This is a genomic window from Pseudomonas sp. R1-43-08 (assembly GCF_003852255.1).
GTDB lineage: Bacteria > Pseudomonadota > Gammaproteobacteria > Pseudomonadales > Pseudomonadaceae > Aquipseudomonas.
Map to the genome: position 1 here is coordinate 504,805 of NZ_CP027734.1, position 23,146 is coordinate 527,950.

The 23,146-nt window shown below is 63.3% G+C and carries 23 protein-coding genes; 2 read left to right on the forward strand and 21 right to left on the reverse strand.

Features of this window, described 5'->3' with window-relative positions; genetic code table 11:
- Positions 1-92: 92 nt before the first annotated feature.
- The 3 genes from choV to C4J87_RS02130 all read right to left on the reverse strand — a co-directional run bounded on the left by choV (position 93) and on the right by C4J87_RS02130 (position 3,130).
- Positions 93-1,271: a choline ABC transporter ATP-binding protein gene (gene choV / locus C4J87_RS02120; protein ID WP_124365537.1), complete on the reverse strand. Its 1,179-nt coding sequence runs from the start codon at positions 1,269-1,271 to the stop codon at positions 93-95.
- Positions 1,268-2,113, reverse strand: coding sequence for a choline ABC transporter permease subunit (gene choW / locus C4J87_RS02125; RefSeq protein ID WP_003194913.1), 846 nt, complete (start codon positions 2,111-2,113; stop codon positions 1,268-1,270). Before choW ends, choV begins: the two co-directional genes overlap by 4 nt.
- Before the next feature lie 69 nt (positions 2,114-2,182).
- Complete coding sequence (locus C4J87_RS02130; RefSeq protein WP_124365538.1) at positions 2,183-3,130, reverse strand: choline ABC transporter substrate-binding protein; 948 nt, start codon at positions 3,128-3,130, stop codon at positions 2,183-2,185.
- A gap of 416 nt (positions 3,131-3,546) precedes the next feature.
- On the opposite strand from C4J87_RS02130, the gene C4J87_RS02135 reads away from it, so the two are divergent.
- Positions 3,547-4,923, forward strand: coding sequence for an L-serine ammonia-lyase (locus C4J87_RS02135; protein WP_124365539.1), 1,377 nt, complete (start codon positions 3,547-3,549; stop codon positions 4,921-4,923).
- A gap of 35 nt (positions 4,924-4,958) precedes the next feature.
- Here the strand turns inward: C4J87_RS02135 and C4J87_RS02140 are convergent, their stop codons facing one another.
- On the reverse strand, positions 4,959-6,185 hold the full coding sequence (locus tag C4J87_RS02140) for an MFS transporter (protein ID WP_372238437.1): 1,227 nt from the start codon (positions 6,183-6,185) through the stop codon (positions 4,959-4,961).
- Between the two features lie 171 nt (positions 6,186-6,356).
- Here C4J87_RS02140 and C4J87_RS02145 point away from each other — a divergent pair, with 171 nt between their 5' ends.
- Positions 6,357-7,250, forward strand: a complete 894-nt coding sequence (locus tag C4J87_RS02145; protein WP_124365541.1) for a LysR family transcriptional regulator — start codon at positions 6,357-6,359, stop codon at positions 7,248-7,250.
- Positions 7,251-7,414: 164 nt separating this feature from the next.
- On the opposite strand, the gene C4J87_RS02155 is transcribed toward C4J87_RS02145, so the two are convergent.
- The 17 genes from C4J87_RS02155 to C4J87_RS02235 form a co-directional block, all read right to left on the reverse strand.
- The gene (locus C4J87_RS02155) at positions 7,415-7,810 is read right to left on the reverse strand and encodes a hypothetical protein (RefSeq protein WP_124360929.1); all 396 of its coding nucleotides are present in this window, start codon (positions 7,808-7,810) and stop codon (positions 7,415-7,417) included.
- Between the two features lie 26 nt (positions 7,811-7,836).
- Positions 7,837-9,063, reverse strand: a complete 1,227-nt coding sequence (locus C4J87_RS02160; RefSeq protein ID WP_124365542.1) for a beta-ketoacyl-ACP synthase — start codon at positions 9,061-9,063, stop codon at positions 7,837-7,839.
- Positions 9,063-9,791 (reverse strand): 3-oxoacyl-ACP reductase FabG, encoded by a 729-nt coding sequence (fabG, locus tag C4J87_RS02165; protein ID WP_124365543.1) that lies wholly within the window; start codon positions 9,789-9,791, stop codon positions 9,063-9,065. Before fabG ends, C4J87_RS02160 begins: the two co-directional genes overlap by 1 nt.
- Positions 9,788-10,249 (reverse strand): hotdog family protein, encoded by a 462-nt coding sequence (locus C4J87_RS02170; protein WP_124365544.1) that lies wholly within the window; start codon positions 10,247-10,249, stop codon positions 9,788-9,790. Before C4J87_RS02170 ends, fabG begins: the two co-directional genes overlap by 4 nt.
- A complete protein-coding gene (locus C4J87_RS02175) occupies positions 10,246-11,412 on the reverse strand; it encodes a beta-ketoacyl-[acyl-carrier-protein] synthase family protein (protein WP_124365545.1) in 1,167 nt (388 codons plus the stop codon). The genes C4J87_RS02170 and C4J87_RS02175 overlap by 4 nt, the downstream gene beginning before the upstream one ends.
- On the reverse strand, positions 11,409-11,891 hold the full coding sequence (locus C4J87_RS02180; protein ID WP_124365546.1) for a hypothetical protein: 483 nt from the start codon (positions 11,889-11,891) through the stop codon (positions 11,409-11,411). The genes C4J87_RS02175 and C4J87_RS02180 overlap by 4 nt, the downstream gene beginning before the upstream one ends.
- A complete protein-coding gene (locus tag C4J87_RS02185; RefSeq protein WP_124365547.1) occupies positions 11,888-12,637 on the reverse strand; it encodes a class I SAM-dependent methyltransferase in 750 nt (249 codons plus the stop codon). Before C4J87_RS02185 ends, C4J87_RS02180 begins: the two co-directional genes overlap by 4 nt.
- Positions 12,634-13,881 (reverse strand): NAD(P)/FAD-dependent oxidoreductase, encoded by a 1,248-nt coding sequence (locus C4J87_RS02190; RefSeq protein ID WP_124365548.1) that lies wholly within the window; start codon positions 13,879-13,881, stop codon positions 12,634-12,636. Before C4J87_RS02190 ends, C4J87_RS02185 begins: the two co-directional genes overlap by 4 nt.
- A 33-nt stretch (positions 13,882-13,914) precedes the next feature.
- The gene (locus tag C4J87_RS02195) at positions 13,915-16,233 is read right to left on the reverse strand and encodes an MMPL family transporter (protein WP_124365549.1); all 2,319 of its coding nucleotides are present in this window, start codon (positions 16,231-16,233) and stop codon (positions 13,915-13,917) included.
- Positions 16,217-16,900 (reverse strand): outer membrane lipoprotein carrier protein LolA, encoded by a 684-nt coding sequence (locus C4J87_RS02200; protein ID WP_124365550.1) that lies wholly within the window; start codon positions 16,898-16,900, stop codon positions 16,217-16,219. The genes C4J87_RS02195 and C4J87_RS02200 overlap by 17 nt, the downstream gene beginning before the upstream one ends.
- Positions 16,897-17,322, reverse strand: coding sequence for a thioesterase family protein (locus tag C4J87_RS02205; protein WP_124365551.1), 426 nt, complete (start codon positions 17,320-17,322; stop codon positions 16,897-16,899). Before C4J87_RS02205 ends, C4J87_RS02200 begins: the two co-directional genes overlap by 4 nt.
- On the reverse strand, positions 17,315-18,856 hold the full coding sequence (gene hutH, locus C4J87_RS02210) for a histidine ammonia-lyase (protein WP_124365552.1): 1,542 nt from the start codon (positions 18,854-18,856) through the stop codon (positions 17,315-17,317). The genes C4J87_RS02205 and hutH overlap by 8 nt, the downstream gene beginning before the upstream one ends.
- Complete coding sequence (locus C4J87_RS02215; RefSeq protein WP_124365553.1) at positions 18,840-19,775, reverse strand: glycosyl transferase; 936 nt, start codon at positions 19,773-19,775, stop codon at positions 18,840-18,842. Before C4J87_RS02215 ends, hutH begins: the two co-directional genes overlap by 17 nt.
- Positions 19,772-20,506, reverse strand: coding sequence for a glycosyltransferase family 2 protein (locus C4J87_RS02220; protein ID WP_124365554.1), 735 nt, complete (start codon positions 20,504-20,506; stop codon positions 19,772-19,774). Before C4J87_RS02220 ends, C4J87_RS02215 begins: the two co-directional genes overlap by 4 nt.
- 171 nt (positions 20,507-20,677) lie before the next feature.
- On the reverse strand, positions 20,678-22,345 hold the full coding sequence (locus C4J87_RS02225) for an acyl-CoA synthetase family protein (protein WP_124365555.1): 1,668 nt from the start codon (positions 22,343-22,345) through the stop codon (positions 20,678-20,680).
- Positions 22,342-22,887: a hypothetical protein gene (locus tag C4J87_RS02230; protein ID WP_124365556.1), complete on the reverse strand. Its 546-nt coding sequence runs from the start codon at positions 22,885-22,887 to the stop codon at positions 22,342-22,344. The genes C4J87_RS02225 and C4J87_RS02230 overlap by 4 nt, the downstream gene beginning before the upstream one ends.
- Positions 22,884-23,138, reverse strand: a complete 255-nt coding sequence (locus C4J87_RS02235) for an acyl carrier protein (RefSeq protein WP_003209389.1) — start codon at positions 23,136-23,138, stop codon at positions 22,884-22,886. The genes C4J87_RS02230 and C4J87_RS02235 overlap by 4 nt, the downstream gene beginning before the upstream one ends.
- Positions 23,139-23,146: the final 8 nt, after the last annotated feature.

Below are 23,146 nucleotides of genomic sequence, written 5' to 3' on the forward strand. Positions count from 1 at the left end.
GTCAGTCAGCACATTTGATGCTGATACACCGCAATCGGGAGCAAGCCCCCTCCCACATTGGCCCGGTTCCTTCAGGGGTTTTGCGGTGTTGGTCAGCCCAGGTTTTTGCCTAGGAGGGCGTGATACAGCTCGCTGTCGCCCAGGATCCCCACCACTTTGTTGTTGTCATGCAACACCAGCTTGTTCCCCGTCTGATAGCGGATCTGCAAGGCGTCACGCATGCCGATATTGGAGTCCACCAGCGTCGGCACCCGGCCCAGGCCTTCCACCGCTTGCCCCGGCGCCCAGTTCTGCAGGTTCATCACCACGCCATTCTGGCGTGCGCCCTGGATGGTGTTGCCTTCGGCCAGGTCCAGCCAGGAGTCGGCGCCTGGGTCCAGGCATACCGAACCGTTCACCCGCGTGCAGTTATCCAGCGTGCGCATCAGGCTGCGACCGCACAGTACGTTGAGTGGGTTGGTGTGGGCGACGAAGGTGCGCACATAGTCGTCCGCAGGGTTCAGCACGATTTCTTCCGGCACGCTGTACTGGATGATCTTGCCGTCTTTCATGATCGCGATGCGGCTGCCGAGCTTGAGGGCTTCGTCGAGGTCATGGCTGACGAACACGATGGTCTTGCTCAGCTTGCGTTGCAGCTCCAGCAGCTCATCCTGCAGGCCCTGGCGGATCAGCGGGTCGAGGGCGGAGAAAGGTTCGTCCATCAGCAGGATATCGGCGTCCATCGCCAACGCACGGGCCAGGCCCACGCGCTGTTGCATGCCGCCGGACAGCTCATCGGGCTTCTTGTTGCGCCATTGGCTCAGGCCCACCAGCTCGAGTTTTTCATCGACCAGGGTGCGCCGTTCCTTCTCCGGACGGCCCTGCATTTCCAGGCCGAAGCTGATGTTCTCGCGCACCGTCAGCCAGGGCATCAGGGCGAACTTCTGGAACACCATGGCGATGCGTTTGGTGCGCATCATTTTCAGCTCGGCGGGAGTGCAGGACGCGATGTCGATCTGGCGACCTTCATGCTCCACGAACAACTGACCACGGCTGACGGTGTTGAGGCCGTTGATGCAGCGCAGCAAGCTGGATTTGCCGGAGCCCGACAGGCCCATCAGCACGCAGATCTCACCTTTCTCCACATCCAGGCTTGCGTTTTCAACGCCGACAATCTGCCCGGTTTTCTTCAGGATTTCGTTACGGCTCATGCCCTGGTCCAGCAGCTTGAGCGCTTCGCGTGGGTCTTTGGAAAAGATCACGTCGACTTTATCGAATCGGATAATGCTCATGCATCACCCCCTACTTTGGCGTCGGGTTGTTTGCAGATACGGTCGAGCATGATGGCCAGCAACACGATGGCCAGCCCGGCTTCGAAGCCCAGGGCGATGTCAGCGGTGTTGAGTGCGTTGACCACCGGCTTGCCGAGGCCATCGGCGCCGACGAGCGCCGCGATCACCACCATCGACAACGACAGCATGATGCATTGGGTAATACCGGCGGCAATGCTCGGCATCGCGTGGGGCAGTTCAATGCGTGAGAGCAACTGACGGCGCGAGCAGCCAAAGGCTTTGCCGGCATCCATCAACTCTTGCGGTACATCGCGGATGCCCAGGTAGGTCAGGCGGATCGGCGCGGCAATCGCGAACACCACCGTGGAAATCAAGCCGGGCACCACACCCAGCCCGAAGAGGGTCAGGGTAGGGATGAGGTAGACGAAGGTCGGTACGGTCTGCATCAGATCGAGTACCGGCCGCATCATGGTGTAGAACATCGGCTTGTGCGCGGCAACAATGCCCAGCGGCACGCCGATGACCACGCAGACCAGGGTGGCGAACAGCACCTGCGCGAGGGTTTCCATGGTTTCCTGCCAGTACCCCAGGTTGAGGATCAGCAGGAAGGAGGCGATGACAAAGACGGTCAGGCCCCATTTGCGTTGGATAAAGTGAGCCAGCAGCGCAATCAGACCGATCAATGCCAGCGGATTGAACCAGGTCAGCGCAAACGTCACGCCGTGGATCATCGTTTCCAGTGTCGATGCGATTGCGTCGAAATAGTTGGCACCGTGTTGGGTCAACCAGTCGACGAAGGCAGCGATGTACTGGCCTAGTGGGATTTTCTGTTCAGTCAGCATGGTAGTGAATGTCCACATGCGAAGAGGGAAACATCCCGGGGCAGCGCACCGCCCCGGGGTCAGCGGGTGCTATTTGGCGAGGTAAGCTTTAACGGCATCGAGACCCGGTTGGCCATCAACGGTGGTGACACCGGCCAGCCAGGTGTCGAGGATTTGCGGGTTCTTCTGCAGCCAGGCCTTGGCGGCAGCATCGGGCTTCATTTTGTCGTCCAGGACGTTGCCCATCAGGGTGCTTTCCATGTTCAGCGTGAACTGCAGGTTTTTCAGCAACTGGCCGACGTTGCTGCATTCCTGGGTGTAGCCCTTGCGGGTGTTGGTGTAGATGGTGGCCTGGCCGTAGTTGGGGCCGAACGAATCGTCACCCCCGGTCAGGTACTTCATCTTGAAACGCGTGTTCATCGGGTGCGGTTCCCAGCCGAGGAACACGATGGCCTGGCCGCGCTTGGTGGCGCGTTCAACCTGGGAGAGCATCCCGGCTTCGCTGGACTCGACCACTTTGAAACCGGCTTTCTTGAGACCGAAGGCATCCTTGTCGATCAGCGTCTGGATGGTGCGGTTGCCGTCGTTACCCGGCTCGATGCCGTAGATCTTGCCACCCAGCTCATCCTTGAATTTGGCGATATCGGCGAAGTCTTTCAGGCCCTTGTCATACAGCGCTTCGGGCACCGCCAGGGTGTACTTGGCGTTTTCCAGGTTGGCGCGTACGGTTTCCACGGTGCCGGCATCGCGGTACTGCTTGATGTCGTTTTCCATGGTCGGCATCCAGTTGCCGAGGAAGATGTCCATGTTCTTGCCGTCAGCCAGGGACTTGTAGGTCACGGGTACCGAAATCATCGTGGTGCGCGGCTTGTAGCCCAGGCCCTTGAGGATTTCGCTGGTGGTCGCGGTGGTGACGGTGATGTCGGTCCAGCCGACATCGGAGAAGTTGACGGTCTTGCATTGTTCCGGTTCTGCAGCGTGCGCCATGACCGGCAGACTCAGCATGGCGGCCAACAACAACGAGGGTGAACCTTTCATCGGGGTAGACTCCTGTGTTTTTTCTGGCGGCATTCGCCGCGCTTTATAGGTGCTGCTATTGGAGTATGCGTCGGACAGCTCTGGCACGGTGCCTTGCAAACGAGTCGAGACTGATCATGTACCAGTGAAAATCTGACGCCTACAGGGGGCGTCGTATCCAGTACAGGGAGGGTCGCATCCAGTGTCGGTGACGTCGCTTACAGATTTTTACCACAGTGAAACTGCAGTTTTTACTCATCTGCACCGTTAAAAACGGCCAAAACAGGCGATCGCACGTTAGCGACGCTGGTGAGCATGGGTGCGTCGGTGTGAGACGCCGTGACGGCGGATAAAAGCTGGATGATGCCGCCATCTGGGCGATCTGAGCGTAGCACCTCGTTCAAGCCTGGCCGCGCTTATCGAGGAGTTTCAGGTTAATGGCTATCAGCGTTTTCGACTTGTTCAAGATCGGCATCGGGCCCTCCAGCTCTCACACCGTCGGCCCCATGCGCGCTGCGGCGTTGTTCGTTCAAACGTTACGCGAACGTGGCGTGTTGGAACAGGTTCGGCGTGTCGAAGTGCAACTCTACGGTTCCTTGTCGGCCACCGGCATCGGCCATGGCAGCGACACCGCCACCATTATGGGGCTGATGGGCGAGTGGCCGGACGCAATCGACCCGTCCCAGATTGGCGTGCGCATTCACACGCTGCGCGAAACCGAGACCCTGTTGCTCGACGGCCGCTTGCCGGTGCCGTTCATATGGTCACGGGACATGCGTCTGCTCGACGAAAACCTGCCGTTCCATCCCAACGCCATGACCCTGGTGGTGTTCGATGCTGACGGCGAGTTGCACCGCGACACCTACTACTCGGTGGGCGGAGGCTTTGTGGTGGATGAAGCCCAGGCCCAGAGCGGCGTGGCGGACATGGACCGCACCGAGCTGCCGTATGACTTTTCCAGCGCCGCAGAGCTGTTGCAGCTGTGCAAGACCCACAACCTGCGCGTCGCCGAACTGATGCTGGCCAATGAGAAGGTCTGGCGCTCCGAAGAAGAAATCCGCAGTGGCCTGATGACCCTGTGGCGTGCCATGCAAGCATGCGTGGAGGAAGGCCTCAAGCATGAAGGCATCCTGCCTGGCGGCTTGAACGTGCGCCGTCGCGCGGCCAAGTTGCACCGCAGTCTGCAGGAGTTGAACAAGCCCAATGTGATCGGTTCGACCTTGAGTGCCATGGAGTGGGTGAACCTGTTCGCCCTGGCGGTCAATGAAGAAAACGCCGCCGGTGGGCGCATGGTGACGGCGCCCACCAATGGCGCAGCGGGGATCATCCCTGCAGTGCTGCATTACTTCATGAAGTTCAGTGAAGAGGTGACGGAGGCCAACGTGGTCGACTACCTGCTCGGCGCGGCGGCGGTGGGCATTCTGTGCAAAAAGAACGCCTCGATCTCCGGCGCCGAAGTCGGTTGCCAGGGTGAAGTCGGTTCCGCCTGCGCCATGGCCGCAGCGGGCCTGGCGGAAATTCTCGGCGCTACCCCCGAGCAACTGTGCAACGCTGCGGAAATCGGCCTGGAACATAACCTGGGCCTGACCTGCGACCCGGTGGGCGGCTTGGTGCAAGTGCCATGTATCGAGCGCAATGCGATTGCGGCGGTCAAGGCGATCAACGCCGCGCAAATGGCCTTGCGCGGCGATGGGCAGCATTTTATCTCCCTGGACCGGGTGATCCGCACCATGCGCGATACCGGTGCGGATATGCATGACAAGTACAAAGAGACGTCGCGGGGCGGGTTGGCGGTGAGTGCGGTTGAGTGCTGAGACCGGGTCACCTGCATCGGCAGACGCAGGTGACCTCAGGTCTTCACATGGCCCAGCGGCGCCAACTTCGCCAACCTCAACGCCACCAGCAACGCGCCGATCAGCAACGCCAGGATAAATGCGCCTATCCCGTTCCATCCGGCAAAGTGCCAGAAGAATCCGCCCGCTGTGCCGGCAATGCTTGAACCTGCGTAATAGCAGAACAGATACAGCGACGACGCCTGTCCCTTCGCCTTCACCGCACGACGGCCGATCCAGCTGCTGGCCACCGAGTGGGCGCCGAAGAAGCCGAAGGTAAAGATCAGCATGCCCGGCACTACCAGCCATAGCGGGGTGAAGAGTGTCAGGGCCATGCCGGCGAGCATCAGCACAATGGTGCCCCACAGCACGCGGCGGCGGCCCAGGCGGTCGGCGAGAGAGCCAATTTTTGCCGAGCTGTAGATGCCTGACAGATACACCAGCGATAGCAGGCCGACCACGGCTTGGCTCAGGTCATACGGATCGGCCAGCAGGCGATAGCCGATGTAGTTGAACAGCGTGACAAACGCGCCCATCAGCAGAAACGCTTCAAGGAACAGCCACGGCAGGCCCGCATCCTTGAAGTGCATGACAAAACCTTCCAGCAGGTTGCGCGGCTTGAGGCTGCTGGCGCGGAAGTTGCGCGATTCGGGGAGGATTTTCCAGAACACCGTCGCGGCGATCAGCGCCAGGCCGCCGATGATCAGCATTGCGGTGTGCCAACTGACGAAGTCGATCAGCACGCCGATGATCAGGCGCCCGCTCATGCCGCCAATCGCATTGCCGCCGATGTACAGGCCCATGGCCAAACCGATGTGCTGCGGGTGGATCTCTTCGCTCAGGTAGGTCATGGCCACGGCGGCCAGGCCGCTCAAGGACAAGCCCACCAGCGCCCGCATCAACAGGATGCCTTCCCAGCTCGGCATTAAGCCGCTGGCAATGGTGGCCAGCGCTGCGCAGAACAACGCGGCGACCATCACCGGCTTGCGCCCCAGCCTGTCGGAAACCGGCCCGGTAATCAGCAGGCCGAAAGCAAGCATCGCCGTGGCGACCGACAGGATCAGGCTGCTTTGTGCGGCATTGATGGAAAACTCGTGGGACAGCGCCGGCATCATCGGCTGCACGCAATACAACAGGGCAAACGTGGCAAAGCCGCCGGAGAACAGCGCCAACACCGTGCGCATGAACATCGGCGTGCCTTTTTCGATGTACTCGTCGTTGAGCTGCGCGACGACCTCATCCAGGGCAGTGGGCGGGGCTTCTTGAGCGTGTGCAGCAACAGCAGATTTCACGGTGACCTCGGGGAGGAAAGACTGCCACGGCCGGCAATACGAAAAAGAATATAGCTGGCTAATGATTCTTTCCAATATATTGTTCGACCCGTTTGATAGCTTTAGCGACCTAATGAGGTTTGCATGGAATTACGTCACCTGCGGTACTTCATCGCCGTCGCCGAGGAGCTGCATTTTGGCCGCGCCGCGCAAGTGCTGGGCATCTCGCAACCGCCGTTGAGCCAACAAATTCAGGCGTTGGAGCAAGACGTGGGTGCGCGCTTATTTGAGCGTACCAATCGTCGGGTCGAGCTGAGCGAAGCAGGGCGGCTGTTTCTGCACGAGGCGCGCCTGGTGCTGGCGCAGGTCGATAAAGCGGCAGACGTCGCGCGACGTGCGCAGTTGGGAGAGCTTGGAGAGCTGAAAATCGGCTTCACGTCGTCGGCGCCGTTCAACGCCAGCATCCCGCAGGCGATCTTTGCGTTTCGCCAGGCGTTTGCGGCGGTGCATTTGAGCCTGCAAGAAATGAGCAGCACCCAGGTGGCCGAATCGTTGCTCGATGAGTCGATCCAGGTCGGGCTCATGCGACCGTTGCCGTTGCCGGATTCCCTCAGTGTGATCGAGCTGATGCGCGAGCCGTTGGTGGCGGTATTGAGCGCCGGGCACCCGTTGGCCCAGGGCAGCGAAGGCGGCTTGCACCTGGCGCAATTGGCTGACGAACCCTTTGTATTTTTCCCGCGCAGTTATGGCAGTGGTCTCTACGCACAATTGCTCAATCTGGCCCGCGACGCCGGGTTCAGCCCGCACTTTGCCCAGGAAGCAGGCGAGGCGATGACCATCATTGGCCTGGTGGCGGCAGGGTTGGGGGTGTCGGTGCTGCCCGCGTCTTACCAGCGTATCCGCATCGATGGCGTGGTGTACCGCACCTTGCTGGACCCGGAGGCGGTGACGGCGGTGTGGCTGGTACAGCGCAAGGGCGCGCAGACGCCGATGGCGCAGGCGTTTGTGGAGTTGTTGACGCGTAAGGCGCAGGTGTAGGCCGGGTCACATCCGATCGTTCCCACGCTCCGCGTGGTAATGCATCCCGTGACGCTCCGCGTCACCCAGGTGAAGGGGACTGCAACCGTGCACTCGCGGCGGGACGCAGAGCGTCCGAGGCAGCGTTCCCACGCGGAGCGTGGGAACGATCCAAACAATCAGCGTTACTGCATTCCCGCCGAGCGCAACCCGGCCATGATGTCGCGGTCCAGCATGCTGATCCAACGGTTGTAGTTGCGATGGATCTTGCCGTCCTTGTAGCCCAGGTCGCGGCTGTCGCGGTAGGTGATGGCGTAGCTGTTGCGGGTGTAGCGAATATCGATGGCTGCATAAAACTGGTTGCGCACGGTGATCTCGGCCTGCACCAGTTGCGGGCTCAGGCGTTGTACCGTCCACTCGCGTTTTTGCAGGGCGGCGACGATCACCTGTTTCATTTTTTCTTCGCTGACCTGAGTGGTGGCCGGCAGTTCGTGCTGGGTGTTAAGTACCGGTTTATTGGTGCAGCCGGCGGTGGTCAGCAGGGCCAGGGTGATCAGGGTAGCGCGTAGCAGGGAAGACATTCCGTTTTCTCCAATTGATTTAGAAGTCAGGACCAGCGGCGGAAGATCAACGAGGTGTTGACGCCGCCGAAGGCAAAATTGTTGTTCATCACGTAGTCGTGATGCATCTCGCGAAAGCCACCTTGCAGGTAATCCAGCGCGCCGCAGTGCGGGTCGACGGCGTCCAGGTTGAAGGTGTGCACGTATTGGTCGCGGTTCATCATCTCGATGCTGAACCATGACTCCAGCGCCCCACACGCGCCCAAGGTGTGGCCAAGGAAACTCTTCTGCGAACTGATGGGCATGCGAGGGCCGAACAGGCTGCTGGTGGCCAGGGTTTCGGCGATGTCGCCCTGGTCGGTGGCGGTGCCGTGGCCGTTCACGTAGCCGATGGCGGACGGCTCAAGCCCGGCATCCTCCAGCGCCAGTTCCATGGCGCGACGCATGGTTTTCTGCTCCGGACGGGTGGTGTGCTGGCCGTCGGCATTGCTGCCGAAACCGACCAGTTCCGCATGAATATGCGCACCCCGCGCCAACGCGTGTTCCAACTCTTCCAGCACCAGCATGCCGCCGCCTTCGCCGATCACCAGCCCATCGCGGCCGCTGTCGTAGGGGCGCGGGCTGGTTTGGGGGGCGTCGTTTTTCAGGCTGGTGGCATAGAGCGCATCGAACACCATCGCCTCGGTGGGGCACAGCTCTTCGGCGCCTCCGGCCAGCATCAAGGGCAGGCGGCCGAACTTGATCGCCTCGTAGGCATAACCGATGCCCTGGCTGCCGCTGGTGCAAGCGCTGGACGTGGGGATCAAGCGACCGGTCAGGCCAAAAAAGATACTGATATTCGCCGCCGTGGTGTGCGGCATCATGCGCACATAGGAGTTGGCATTCAGCCCCTCGGCCACCGAGTTCAGCAGCATGTTGCCGAACGCCTTGATCTCATCGGTGCTGCCGGTGGACGAGCCACACGCCACGCCCATGCGCCCGTCCTTGATCGACGCGTCACCGAGCAAGCCGGCATCCTGCAACGCCTGCTCCGCTGCCCACACTGCCAGGCGCGAGACACGGCCCATGCTGCGCAGCTGCTTGCGCGTCCAGTGCGCGGGCACGACGAAATCGTCGATCGGCCCGGCCAGGCGCGTGTTCAATTCGGTAAAACGGTCCCACTCATCCATGCGCCGGATGCCGCTGCGGTTGGCGCGAAAGTTGGCCGCGATGGTGTCCCAATCGCTGCCCAGGGAGGTCATGCCGGCCATGCCGGTGACGACGACGCGCTTCATCAGCACAAGCCCCCGTTCACGGCCAACACCTGGCGCGTGATATAGCCGGCCTCGGCCGACATCAGGAAGTTCACCGCCCCGGCGACTTCTTCCGGGGTGCCCATGCGCTGCGCCGGGATCATCTTCATCAGCTCCTGCACCGGTACGTTTTCATCCAGCATGGCGGTGTCGATCAAGCCCGGTGCGACACAGTTGACGGTGATCTTGCGCTTGCCCAGCTCGATGGCCAGCGCCTTGGCTGCGCCGATCAGGCCCGCTTTGGAAGCGCTGTAGTTGACCTGGCCACGGTTGCCGATCAGCCCGGAAACCGAGGTGATGCACACGATGCGCCCGGCGGCACGCCGACGAATCATCGGCATCATCACCGGGTGCAGCACGTTGTAGAAACCGTCGAGGTTGGTGCGCATCACCACGTCCCAGTCCTCTTCCGACAGGGCCGGGAAGGCGCCGTCGCGGGTCAGGCCAGCGTTGAGCACCACGCCGTAATAAGCGCCGTGCTGCTCCACATCGGCTTCAAGGATTGCCTTGCACGCGGCGCGGTCTGCCACATCGAACTGCAGCACCCGCGCCTGGCGGCCCAGGGCTTGGATCTCGACCTGTACCGCGTCGGCTTCGGCACGCCCGCTGCGACAATGCAGCACGAGGTCATGCCCGGCCTGGGCCAGGCGCAGGGCAATGGCGCGGCCGATGCCACGGCTGGAGCCGGTGACCAGTACGGATTCAGTCATGGCGTTTCGTCCTTCGTTTCAGCTAAATAGTTGGCCGCCTGGGGCGGTCGAAATACGTTCAAGCGTGCGCTGGCCTGGATTGCGTCGCCAGTGAGGTGGCATTCGAACACCCCCATGCCATTGTCGTCTTCCAGGGAGCGCAGGCCGTGGATGTTCAGCTCGGTGCCGACCGGGAAGTGTTCCACGTTGCACTCGAATTTACGCGTGCCCAACAGGAAGCCCAGTTCCACCGCCAGGCCTTGCTGGCGCGCGCGACAACCGGCATAGGCGGCGACGCTTTGCGCCATCAGCTCGATACCGACCCAGGCCGGCAGGCTGCCGTCTGCACGGTTGAACAGGCCACCGGGCTTGACGGTGAGGCGGGTATGCACCTGCTCTTCATCGAACGACAGCACCTGGTCGATCAGGATCATGTCGCCCGCGTGGGGCAGCAGTTCGGCGAGTGGCCAATCGATCATGGGGCCTCTCCAATAATCAGGCTGACGTTGTTGCCGCCGAAGGCAAACGAGTTGCTCATCAGGTAGGGTTTTTCCAGGGTGTCGCCCTTGTGCGCCCACTGCAACGCGGGCAGCGCCGGGTCAAGGTGGCCGTCCCACACATGGGGCGGGACAAGGCCGTGAGTGAGGCTCAACCAGCAGAACGCCGCTTCCAATGCGCCCGCCGCGCCGAGGGTATGGCCGCTCATGGGTTTGGTCGACGAACAGGCCACGCCGCCCGGAAACAGGCTGGCGACCGCCTGGCTTTCCATGGCGTCGTTGTGTTGGGTGGCGGTGCCGTGCAGGTTCAGGTAACCGATCTGCTCGGGCGTAAGTTTCGCGTTGGCCAGGGCCTTGCGCATCGCCTGCAACGCACCCTTGCCGCTGGGCTCGGGCGCGGAGATATGGTGCGCGTCGCAACTGGCGCCACTGCCCAGCAGGGCGACCGGCGCCGCCTCGCGACTCATCACGAACAACACCGCCGCTTCGCCGATATTGATGCCGTCGCGGTTCACCGAGAACGGATTGCAGCGCTCGGCAGACACCGCTTCCAGCGCGGTAAACCCGTTCAGCGTCAGCCTGCACAGGCTGTCGACGCCGCCGCAGAGCACCGCATCGCACACGCGCAAGTCGAGCAGGCGCTGGGCGCTCATCAATGCGCGGGCGCTGGACGTGCAGGCGGTGGAAATCACATAGGCCGGGCCGCTCAACTGCAGCCAGTCGGCGAGGAAATTCGCCGGAGCGCTGAGTTCCTGCTGCTGGTAGTCGTAGTCGCCAGGGAACGCGTGATCGCGCAGGTAGTGGGCAATGCCGCGACTGGCTTCGTCGATGCCCGAAGTGCTGGTGCCCAGCACAACGCCCACCCGTGAGGCGCCGTAGGTGTCGATCACCTGACGAATCTGCGCCTCGATCTGCAACGCCGCTTCCAGCAGCAACTGGTTATTGCGGCTGCTCTGCTGGCCCAATTGCGCCGGAATGGTCGCCAGTTCGCCGCGCACCGCTGCGACCGGCACCACGCGCTCCGGCACCCAGCCGCTCTCGGCGCGCATGCCGCAACAGTCACCGGCAAACAGGCTGCGGCTGACCTCGGCCTGGCCGCGCCCGAGGGCACAGATCACGCCGAGGGCATTGAGGTAAGCGGTCATCGGCCGACTCCCAGCGGAGTAATGCGATAGCTCAACGGTTGGCCCGCCATGTTCACGCTGAACACCTCCGAGGACTGATAGACGATTTGCCAATGGCCCGGCAGCGTTCGCGTGAGGTCCCTGGCCTGGGCCGAAGGATACAGCGCACGCACGTCATCCGCCGAGGCCAGGGCAAACAGCAGCGCGGCGAACAGCGCTCGCGCCTGGGGATCGGGCGGCAGCAAGCCATCGGCCTGCCATTGCCCGTCGATCAGCTTCTGCCGGGCCTGGGGAATGCCCAGCGGATCCATCATCGACCAGCGAATCGCCGCGCCTTCACGCTGGATCACCAACAGCCAGTCCTGGCTGCGCTCGCCCTCCAGGCGTTGCACATGCAATTGCATCGGCAAGGCCAGCGCCGGGATTTTCTCGGGTAACGGTGCCTGGCTGGCGCACGCGCTGAGCAGCAACAGGCAACCCATCAACAGCCGGCGCATCATGAGCTCGCGGCCTCTAACGGCTTGCGCGCCACACAGTTGACCAGGGTTTCCTCACGCTGGCCCACCGGCGGCGCCTTGCGCAGGCCCCAGCGTTCCAGCAGGCCGAAATCGCTGGAACGGCTCCACCACAAATAGGGGTACGAGACGTTCCCCGCGCCGAATTCAAAGCCTTGCTCGCGCAGCATCTGCAGATACTCCTCGGCGCTTTTTTGTACGTGCATCGGGTGGCGGAACAGCCAGCGAATTACCCAGGTGTCGATATAGGCTTCGGTGGACTCGGCAAACAGCAAATAGCCGCCCGGCTTGAGTACCCGATAAAACTCCTTGAGTGCGCGATGTTGCTCGACCAGGTGGTGAAAGGTCTGGTGGCAAAACACGATATCGACGCTGGCGTCGGGAACGTCGAGGGTGGCGCAGTCGCTGGCGATCAACTCCACGGCCAGGCCCTGGCGAGCGGCTTCTTCGCGGCTCAGCGCCAGGCTGTGGGGGTCGGCATCCAGGCCGATCAAACGCGAGGGCGCAAACACCTGCTGCAGCAAGTTGAAGGATTTGCCCTGGCCGCAGCCGGCGTCGAGCAACACCGGCGCCACCGGCAGCGGTTCGCTGAACAGGCTGCGCAGGTCGTTGATCGCTACGCGGAGCACATGGTGCTGCCAGGTGTGGCTGCGCAGGAACCAGAAGCCGAACCGGGTTTCTTCGACGTAGTTCTTACTCAGGTAGTTTTTTTCAACGGCAGGGCTGGTCATACCGTCTCACTCGCGCAGATTTGCGACAACATGCGCAGGCGCCGCTTGGGCTCGCTGACGAACGGGTTGCGTTCATCCCAGGCGTAACCGGCGAGAATCGAACTGATCATGCGGCGAATCTCCGGCGAACTGCCGGCGTGGAAAATCACATCCTGGAACGTCCCGGCGTACCAGCCCTCGACGTAGCAGCGGAAGGTGTCGACGCCGCGCTTCAACGGTTCGGCGAACTCGGTTTGCCAGTCCACCGTTTCGCCTTGCAGTTGGCGATGCAGCAAGCCGGCGGCCATGCTCGCCGAACGCATGGCGATGGTCACGCCGGAAGAGAACACCGGGTCGAGAAACTCCGCCGCGTTGCCCAGCAGCGCAAAGCCCGGACCGTGCAGGGTTTTGACGTTGGCCGAATAGCCGCCGATGCTGCGCGCCGGGGTGTCCCACACGGCGTTTTGCAGCACGCCGGACAGGCTCGGGGTTTGCTCGATAAACCCGCGCAGGCAGGCGTCGAGGTCGCCGTCGTGGCCGTCGAAGTGCTCCTTGGCCGCGACCACGCCCACCGAGCAACGGCCGTTGCTGAACGGGATGGTCCAGAACCAGATATCGCGCTTCTCGGGATGGGTGGTCACCAGAATCTTGGTGCGGTCGAAGCCTGGGTGTTCGATGCGGTCTTCGACGTGGGTGAACACGGCCTGGCGCAGCGGAAAATTCGACGGGGCTTCAAGGTCCAGCAGGCGCGGCAACACGCGGCCATAGCCGCTGGCATCCAGCACGAATTTGGCCTTGAGGTGGTACTCGCTGCCGTTCTCGCGGCGTACGTGCAGGTAACGACACTCGCCGGAAAAGTCCACGCCGACGATGCTTTCGCCGTAGCGGATTTCCACACCCTGCAGTGCCGCCTGATCGGCCAGCAGCTTGTCGAACTCGGCGCGCTGCACCTGGAAGGTCGTCGGCTTGCCGTTGCTGAAGGTGTCACCGAAATCGAACGCGCTGTAGCGCTCGCCCCAGGCGAATGCGGCACCGGTTTTCAGTTGAAAGCCGGCCGCCTGCACGGCGTCGAGCATGCCGGCTTCTTCGATAAAGTCGATGCAGTGCGACAGCAGGCTTTCGCCAATCGAGAAGCGCGGAAAATGCTGGCGCTCGATAATCAATACATCATGCCCTTTGCGCTTGAGCAGCGCGGCCGCGATGGCCCCGGACGGCCCGGCACCGATCACCACCACTTGGCGACGTTCCATTTCAACTGTGGGCACGAAGGCTCCTTGCCGCTTTGGCGATAATCACATTCATAAGGCGTGTTTCTGTTGCCCGGCCCAGGGCGCCAGCATAAAGCTGAATGCCAGGCCGAGGCTGACCGACAGGCCGAAATTGCTCACTGCCGGGGTACTGGAGACGGCCAGCAGGCCGAACGATAACCAAGTGGTCAGCGCGGCCAGTAAGGTTCCCAGCAGGCTCACGGCAGCACCGCCGATCTGCTCGCGCATCAGGATCGCATAATCGACGCTGATGGCCGTGACCAGCAGCAGGCCGAACAGGCTGAACAGCGTCAGCGGCTGGCCCAGCCAACCGAGGCTGGCCAGGCTGCACAGCGCCGCCAGCAACGGCAGCGCGACGATGCGCAACGCGCCGATGAAGCCGAAGGGCAGCATCAACAGCACCACGATCAGCACACAGGACAGCAACTTCAACTCGGCGGCGCTGATTTGGGTATCGGCAAACACGCGGTTCAAGTCACCCAGGCGATCCACCAGTTGCACGCCGGGCAAATCCACGGCCTGCACCCGCAGCAAGGCCGGGTTGTTCAGGCCTTGCAGGCTGACCATCGCCGCCACGCCGCCGTCTACCGGGCCCAGCCACAGCGTACGCCATGGCTCGGCCAGCGGGCCTTTGAGCGCGGCGTCGATGTCTTCGGTGGGCAGCGCCTGCAACTGCGCGACCTCGGCCTGCAGCGCGGCGGCGGGCACGCCGAGGTCCAGCAGCGGTTGCCAATGCTGCGCGAGTGTATCCAGCGCCGCGCGCAGTTGCTGCTGCTCGGCGGGCAGGTTGACCAGTTGATTCAGCGCCAGGTAACCCTGCAGCTTGTCCATGTTCACCAGTTGATCCAGGCGCTGGCCCAGCGCCGCTTGGCGTTCGAGTAACTGCTGCTGAGTCTCGGCGCGCACCAGAAAGAACTGGCTGGTGGGCTGGAACCCGGTGATGCGCGCCACGGCCTGGGCTTCCTGCAGCAATTGCGGTGGTGCGCCGATCCACTGGCGGATATCGTTTTTAGTGTTCAACTGCCACAGGCCACCGGCGCAGAACAACAGCACCCACACCAGCAGCACCGAGCCTGGTACGCGCTTGATCAATGCCGCCCGCCATTGCCACAAGCGTTCGGCGATGCGCAGCGGCCATTGCGCCGGGCGCAGTTCCACACCGCTGAGCAGCGCGGGCAACAGGCACACGGCCGATAGATAGGCGCCGACCAGGCCGGCTGCGGAGAACACCGCGATTTGTGTCAGCGCCGGGAACGGCGTCCAGGCCAGGGCCAGATAGCCGATGCAACTGGTGGCCAGGCTCAGGCTCAGCCCTGGCAGGGTCAGGCGTAATGCCGGCCAACTGCGCCAGGGTTGCAGGCTCCAGCTTTTGGACAGGTAGTGCAGCGGGTAATCCACCGCCACGCCGATCAGGCTCGAGCCCAGCACCAGGGTCATCACATGCATATGGCCGAACAGCGCCACACAGGCCACGGCGCCAAACAGCATGCCGACCACGACCGGCACGAACGCCAGCAGCACTCGCCAGCGCCGGAACGCCAGCAGCAGCAACAGCAGGATGCCCACGGTTGCGCCGCCGCCGACCCAGGTGATTTCCCGCGTGGCTTGCTGCTGCCCATTGGCCGCATAAAGCAAGCCGCTGGCGGCGAGCAGTTGCACACCTTGCTGGTCGGCCTCGGCGCGGCTGGCCTGGAGCAGATCGGCCACTTGCAGCGGCAGTTTCATATCGAACGCATTGCCGGTGGTGCGCGCCCGCAGCAGCACCCAGCTTTTGCCGTCGGCATCGGCGATCAGCGCGCCGCTGCCGATATCCAGCTGTACCGCCCCGTGTTGTGGCTGGCTGTTCTGGATGCGCCCGGTCAGGCCCAGCCAGTCGTCCTGGCTCGGCACCAGGCTGAAGCCGGTGAAGGGGTCGAACAGCGACTGCACACGCTGCTGGATGAAGGCCTCAGGCTGTTCGATCAGTTGCTCGCGGTCCTTGGCCGCCAGCATCGCCAGGCGACCGCGCAGCAGCTGTTCGCGCAGCGCCGGCAAGTCGGCTTGCAGGTTCCATTGCACCTTTTCAAACAGGCCGCTGGCTTGCCAGCGCTCGGCCAGTTGCTGCGCCACGGCCAGCGCTCGTTGGCGGTCGGCATGCCCCACCAGCACCAGCATCTCGCGGTTCAGCGGCTCCTGCATGCGTTGTTCGGCTTTGAGTTCCAGCGCATCCGGCGCACTGCCGGGCACCAGCTCCATCAAGTTGGCCGACAGCGGCGCACCCTGGCGCCACTGCCAGCCGGCCAGGGCCAATACGGCCACCAGCAGGGTCAGGAACAGGCGCGGCAGCAGGCGCTCACTGGGCAAAGTCATGTTGCTCGGCAATGCTCAATGGTTGGTTGGCGTTGCTGTCCTGCATGCGCAGCAGGGTGCTGTCGCCCTGGGTTTCCAGCAGCTCAATGGTATTGACTAGCTCGCCGCCGTCGATATTGATCTGGGTGAAGACTTGCTTGAGCAGCAGCGAACGCGGGATCAGTGTCAGCTTCCATTGCTGGGCTTGCCCTTGCAGTTGCAGTTCGAAGTCACGTTGCAAGCCGCTGCTGTCGCCCTGCAGCACCGCGAGGAACAGACGGTTCTGCTCGGCGCCGGCGCTCTTGTTGGGCAGCAATTGCCAGCCGTTGGCGTCACGCCGGGCGATGCCCTGGGCGCTGATGCGGTAGTCCTGTTGCAGCGGGGTCTTCAACAGCCACAGCAAGCCGTAGTCCTTGGCCAGCACGAAGGTGCCTTTGCTGACCAGCGGCTGGGGCAGGGCGCGCAGGTGTTTTTCCTGGATGAAGTTGCCGTGGATCACGCGGGGTTTGGCCAGTTGATCGCTGAGCTGTTGCAGGTCGAAGGCGTGGGCGCTGAAGCTCAGTAACAACGCGGACACTGTAGGAGCGAGCTTGCTCGCGAAAAACCTGAGGGCCCTGCGGGGTGTCAGGTGCTGCGCGTTATCGTTGGAGGTCTTCGCGAGCAAGCTCGCTCCTACAGGGGATCTCATTTCAAGGCCCTTTCTACGGCGTCGGTGAATATTTTGGGGGAAGCGAGTTGCATCTCGCGGCTGGCGATCTCTACCGCCACTTGCACGGTGCTGGCGCGGGTCAGGCGTTCGCCGCTGGCGAGGTCGGTGATCAGGTAATTCACCTTCAAGCGGTTCTCCCACTCCACCAAACTGGCGCGCACGTTGAGGGTTTGGCCGAAGGTCGCGCCGCGCACATAGCGCAGTTGCATGTCGATGATCGGCCAGGCGTAGCCGGCTTCGAGCATCGCGATGTAGTTGTGGCCGATTTTGTCCAGCAGCGCGCAGCGCGCCACTTCCAGGTATTTCACGTAATGCCCGTGCCACACCACGTTCATCGAGTCGATATCGAAAAACGGCACGAGGATTTCAGTGTCGCTGTGCAATACGCCGGGACTACGCATGCAGCCTCCAGTGTTGCGCGGCAATACGTTGCAGGCACAGGCGCAGTTCGCCTTCCAGGGCGCGGTCTTCAATGACCGGCGGGAAATCCTTGGCCAGCGCGTCATGCATCGCCGCCAGCGCCGGTGGCAACGGCCGGGCATCGTCGGCCTGGGCGCGCAGCCATACCCCTTGGTTGGCGGCGAGCAAGGTGGCGGCGGCGACCTGTTCGGTCAACTCCAGCACGCGGATCGCATCGCGGGCGGCGATGGTGCCCATGCTCACTTTGTCCTGGTTATGGCACTCGGTAGAGCGCGAAAACACGCTGGCCGGCATGGTGTTTTTCAGCGCTTCGGCGGTCCAGGCGCTGGTGCCGATCTGCACGGCCTTGAAGCCATGGTTGATCATTGCGCGGTCGGCCGGCGCGCCCGACAGGTTGCTCGGCAGGCCGTGGTTGTAACGCACGTCCACCAGCAGTGCCAGTTGGCGGTCGAGCAGGTCGGCGACGTTGGCCACCAGGGTCTTGAGGCTGTCCATGGCAAAGGCGATGTGCCCGCCGTAGAAGTGCCCGCCGTGCAGCACGCGTTCGGCTTCGGCATCGATGATCGGGTTGTCATTGGCGCTGTTCAGCTCGATTTCGATAAACGAGCGCAACCAATTCAGGCTGTCGGCCAGCACGCCGAGCACATGGGGCGCGCAGCGCAGCGAATAGCGATCCTGCAGGCGGTGCAGCGGTGCAGTCGGTGCATCGATAGCCAGGTCCTGGCGCAGCCAGGCGGCGACTTGCATTTGCCCGGGGTGGGGCTTGGCGGCGAACAGGCGTTCATCGAAGTGTTCCGGGTTGCCTTGCAGCGCCACCACATTGAGCGCAGTGATGCGCGTGGCCAGGTGCAGCAGGTAGTCGGCGCGGGCGAAGGCCAGGCAGGCAATACCCGTCATCACCGCCGTGCCGTTCATCAACGCCAGGGCTTCCTTGGGCCGCAGTACCAGCGGCTCCCAGCCCAGTTCGCGGTGCACGTCGGCGGCTTGGCGCCGTTCGCCACGAAACAGCACTTCACGCTCGCCGGACAAGGTCGCCGCCACATACGACAGCGGCGTCAAGTCGCCGCTGGCGCCCACGGAGCCTTCTTCTGGAATCAGCGGCAGCACATCGTGTTCGAGGAAACCCTGCAGGCGCTCCAGCAGTTCCACGCGCACGCCCGACACGCCATGGCACAGCGACTGCAAGCGCGCCGCCAGCACGGCGCGGGTGGCTTGGGCGTCGAGCAATTTGCCCAGGCCGCAACCGTGGAAGGTGTAGAGATGACGCGGCAGCGCTTCGACATGGTGCAACGGCACCGCGACCACGCACGAGTCGCCGTAACCGGTGGTCACGCCGTAGATCACGCCTTCCTTGTCCAGCAGCGAGTCAAGAAACTGTGCGCCCTTGGCGATGCGCTGGCGATACGCGGCATCGTTCTGCAAGCAGGTAGGCACCTGACGGTTGGCCAGGGCCAGTACGTCTTCGATGCGCAGGGGGCGTTCGCCAAAGGTGATCGACTCAAGAGGCGTCGTCATCGGTCTTCCAGAAAGGGTAAAAGTTGAACCACTGTTGAGGCGCCTGCAGGCAGAACTCGCCCAGGCGCGCGGCGTAGCGGGCGGTCCACAGGGCGATGACCTGCTCGCGGGTGCTGCGCTTCCATTCAATCGATTGCGCGAAGGGCTCGATGGTCAGGCGATAGCGGCCCTGGTGCTTGAGGCACATCAGCAGGTTGACCGGGCATTTGAGCAGGCCGGCCAGCAGCCACGGGCCTTGGGGGAACGCGGCTGCATGCCCGAGGAAATCCACGCGCACCGTGCGCCCGCCGTGCAGCGGGATGCGGTCGCCGGCAATCGCCAGCCATTCGCCGTCGTCCAGGCGCTGGCTGAGCAGCAGCATGGTGGCCGGGTCCAGCTCGCTGACCTGGATCAGGCGCAAATGGGTCGCGCCCGCTTCGCCCAGCAGGCGATTGAAACGCTCGGCATGCTTGGTGTGCACCAGCACATTCATGGTGACGCGTTCGCCGATTTCCGCCAGGGCGCGGCACACTTCCAGGTTGCCCAGGTGCGCGCCCACCAGCATCTGCCCGCGCTCGCCTCGCAATTGGCCGCGTAATTGCGCCGGGTCGTTGATGTCGATCTGCTCCAGGCGCAGCTTGCCGTTCCACACGTCCAGCTTGTCGAGCAGTGAGTCGGCGAAGGCCATGAACTGGGCAAAGACCGTCCTGTGGCTCGGCAGCAGGTCATCACGCCCGCTCCACTGCGCCAGGCGCCGCTGGTAGTGCCAGGCGCTCTGGCGCGCGGTGCGGCCGAACAGGAAAAAGTACAACACAATGCTGTAGAGCAACGGGCTCAACAGGCGCCGGCCGAGGACTTTTGCCGCGATCGCCGTGAGTTTCATCAACCAGAAGCTGCCGCGCTCCTCGCGATCGGCCCAGTGTTTGCCGCTGTCGCTCATGCCTGCCACCGGCGCCACAAGATGGCCGGCGCGCGTACCAGCATGCCGAAGAACAGCCGCGCGTGCATGGCGCTGATGCGCAGGTTGTCGCGGAACAGGCGGAAGTGCGACAGGCCGTCGGCGGGGTAATGCACCTGGGTCGGCAACCAGCGCATGGGCTGGTTGCGCCAGGCCAGGCGCACGAGGATGTCCGAGTCGAAATCCATGTGCGTGCCGATGTAGGCCGAGTCCATCAGCGCCAGCGTGGGGGCCAGCGGGTACACGCGAAAGCCGCACATCGAGTCGCGAATCTGCAGCGACAGGGTGTTGATCCACACCCACACGTGGGTCAGGTAGCGTGCGTAGAGGCGGCCTTTGGGCACGCTGTCGTCGTATTCGGGGTAGCCGCAGATGACGGCGTCGGGGTGCCGGCGGGACGTGTCGATAAAGATCTCGACTTCGCGCAGGTCATGCTGGCCGTCGGCGTCCACCTGCAGGGCATGGGTGTAACCCAGTCGCGCGGCTTCGCGAAAGCCCGCCATGACCGCGCCGCCCTTGCCCTGGTTGCTCGGCAGGGTCAGCAGGGTGACATTCTCCAGCAGCGCCAATTGCGCGAGCACCGCCGCGCAGGCCGCGCTGCTGCCGTCGTCCACCAACAGGCAGGGCAGGCCGCTGTCCAGCAGGCTGTGGACCACGGCGGGCACGGCGGCTTCGTGGTTGTAGACCGGGATCAGGGCGCAGGGGTTATGCATGGTGGACCTTCTCAAGGTTGTCGCTCATCTTGTGGCGAGGGAGCTTGCTCCCGCTGGGCTGCGAAGCAGCCCCAATGCAGGCGAACGAATTCATCTTGGCAAATGGCGGTGCGTGAGTCGGGAGTGCTGCGCACTCCAGCGGGAGCAAGCTCCCTCGCCACAAAAGCCTATTCACTTGGCAGGCTCCAGCACTATCCGGCCACTGGAGCAGGCGGCGACGCCATTGCGGTAGGCGAAGTACAACTTGCTGCGTTCGCGGTCAAAGCGCAGGTGCAATTCGATGTGATCGCCGGGGCGCACCAGTTGCTGGAACTTGAGCACTTCCATACCGGCGAACGTCGCCGGCAGGTCGAGCAATTGCTGGCCCAGGTTGATGGCCCATTCCACCTGCACCACCCCCGGCAGCACCGGCGTCACCGGGAAATGCCCGCTGAAATAGGCCAGGTCCGGCGGAACGCTCAGTTGCAACGTCCATTCGCCGTCGGTTTCGACCTGCGCCAGCACCTCCGGCGCCTTGGGGCGCGGCGCCAGCAACAGCGCCTCGGTATCGGCCTGGGGCAGCTTGCCCTGGCTGTTGAGCGGCAATTGGCGCAGCAAACGCCAGCGGCGGGGCAAGGCCAGGGCTTCGCAATGCTGGCTCAGGTGCTGGCGCAGGGTTTGGGTCACCGTGCGCCGGCCCTGGTTGCGCAGGGCATGCAGGCCTTCGGCACTCAGCACCACCAGGGCGCCGAGTGAGGCGCGATTTTCCTGCACCACGCCCAGACGGGTGTCGGCAACCCATGGATGGTTCATCAAGGCCTGTTCGAGCATCGGCAAGGCGATGCGTTTTTCTTCCAGCTTGACGATGCGGTCCAGGCGCCCGAGCAGCTCAAAACGGCCATCGGCATGGATGCGCGCGGCGTCGGCGGTCTGTTCGATATGCCCCTCGGGCAAGTAAGGCGAGGCAATGCGCAGGGCACCGTCGGCATCCTGGCTCAGTTGTACATCGGTAAACGGCTGCCACGGCTGGGCACCCTGGCGCCAGGCGATACCGCCGGTTTCCGAGCTGCCGAGGATTTCCGTCGGCCATTGCTGCAAGCGGTCGTAGAGGCTGGCGGCGGCCTCGACAGGCAAGGCACCGCCGGAGGAAAACATCCGTGAAACCTGGCTCAGCGCCGGCCAGTCGAGGTTATCGCCCATGCGTTTGAGCAGCGCCGGGCTGGCCACCCAGGCGAAGTGCGGATGCTCGCGACTGGCGCGCTGCAGGTCCTCGGGGAATGCCAGTTGCCTGCGCACAAACGTGCGACCGGCGCACAGCGGCCACAGCACGCGGAACAGCAACCCGTAGATATGTTGGGTGGCGACGCTGCCGATGATGCAGGCGTCTTTCAGGTCGACGCCCCACAGCGCTTCCAGCGCCTGGACCTCATTGGCCAGCTGGCGCAGCGACTTGTCGATGCGTTTGGGTTCACCGCTGGAGCCGGAGGTGCACAGGCTCAGTTGGCAGCTATCCAGGTCGAGTGCGGCTGGGCTAAGTGGCGTGTGATACAGCGCCTCCAGGTCCGATGCCTGCGTCAGCCAGGCATCCACGGCGGCGGCCCAGCGTTGACGGGTCTGGGGTTGCAGGTCGGCCGGCAGCAGCACGCTGACCCCGGCACGCCAGGCGCCGAGCAGGGCAATCGCCAGCACGCCCGCGTCTTCCAGGTGCACCGCCAGGCGCTGTATGCCACGCGCTTGCAGGCCTGCCGCCAGGCGCAGGGATTGTTCCACCAGTTGTGCATGATTCAGCGCAGGCTCAAGGGTGACCTGGCGGTGTTCCTGCGGCTCGAGCAGCAGATGCTCAAGTTTCAAACCTTTCATACGCGGCCTCGAACCCTTTGTCGTACCAGCCATTCCACGGCAAACAACAGCCCCATCAGCCCGTAGGCGATCAAGCCGTTGTACAACGTCCACCAGCTCAGCGGCGCCCACAGGGTGAGGGCGGCGGCGAGCAGGCCATTACCCAGGAAAAACACACTCCACACGACGGTGACCCGGCGCGTATACACAATCGCATGCGGCGGCAACTGCGGGTCGCTCATGCGCGCCAGGCGCTCGACCATCGGCGGCCCGTATTTAAGGCTCAGGCCGAACAGTGCCAGCATGAACGCGCTGACCAGGCTGGGGTACCAGCGCAGCCACTGCGGGTTATCGAACCAGGCCAGCGCCAGGCAAAACACAATCACCACCACCGCCATCCAGCGACTGCCGGGGCGGCGTGCAGCGGTGAGCGCGCGCAGCAGCCACAGGCTGCCCAGCAGCAGGCCGAATTGCCATGGCGCAAAATGCTCGGTGCCGTAATACACCGCAAAGGGGTACAGCAGCCCCGCCAGCAACAGGCCAAGGCCGATCAGCCGGCTCATGCGGCGGGCTGGACCAGACGGTACACCGCCTCAACCACGTCATTCACGGTGCGCACCGCCTTGAATTCTTCGGCGGCGATCTTCTTGCCGGTCTGGCGCTTGATATGGTCGATCAGGTCCACCGCATCGATGCTGTCGATTTCCAGGTCCTGGTACAGGTTGGCATCGAGGGTGACGCGTTCAGGTTCCAGTTCAAACAGTTCCACCAAGGCGTCGCGCAGGGTGTTGAAAATATCGTCACGAGTTTGCATGGTCCGGT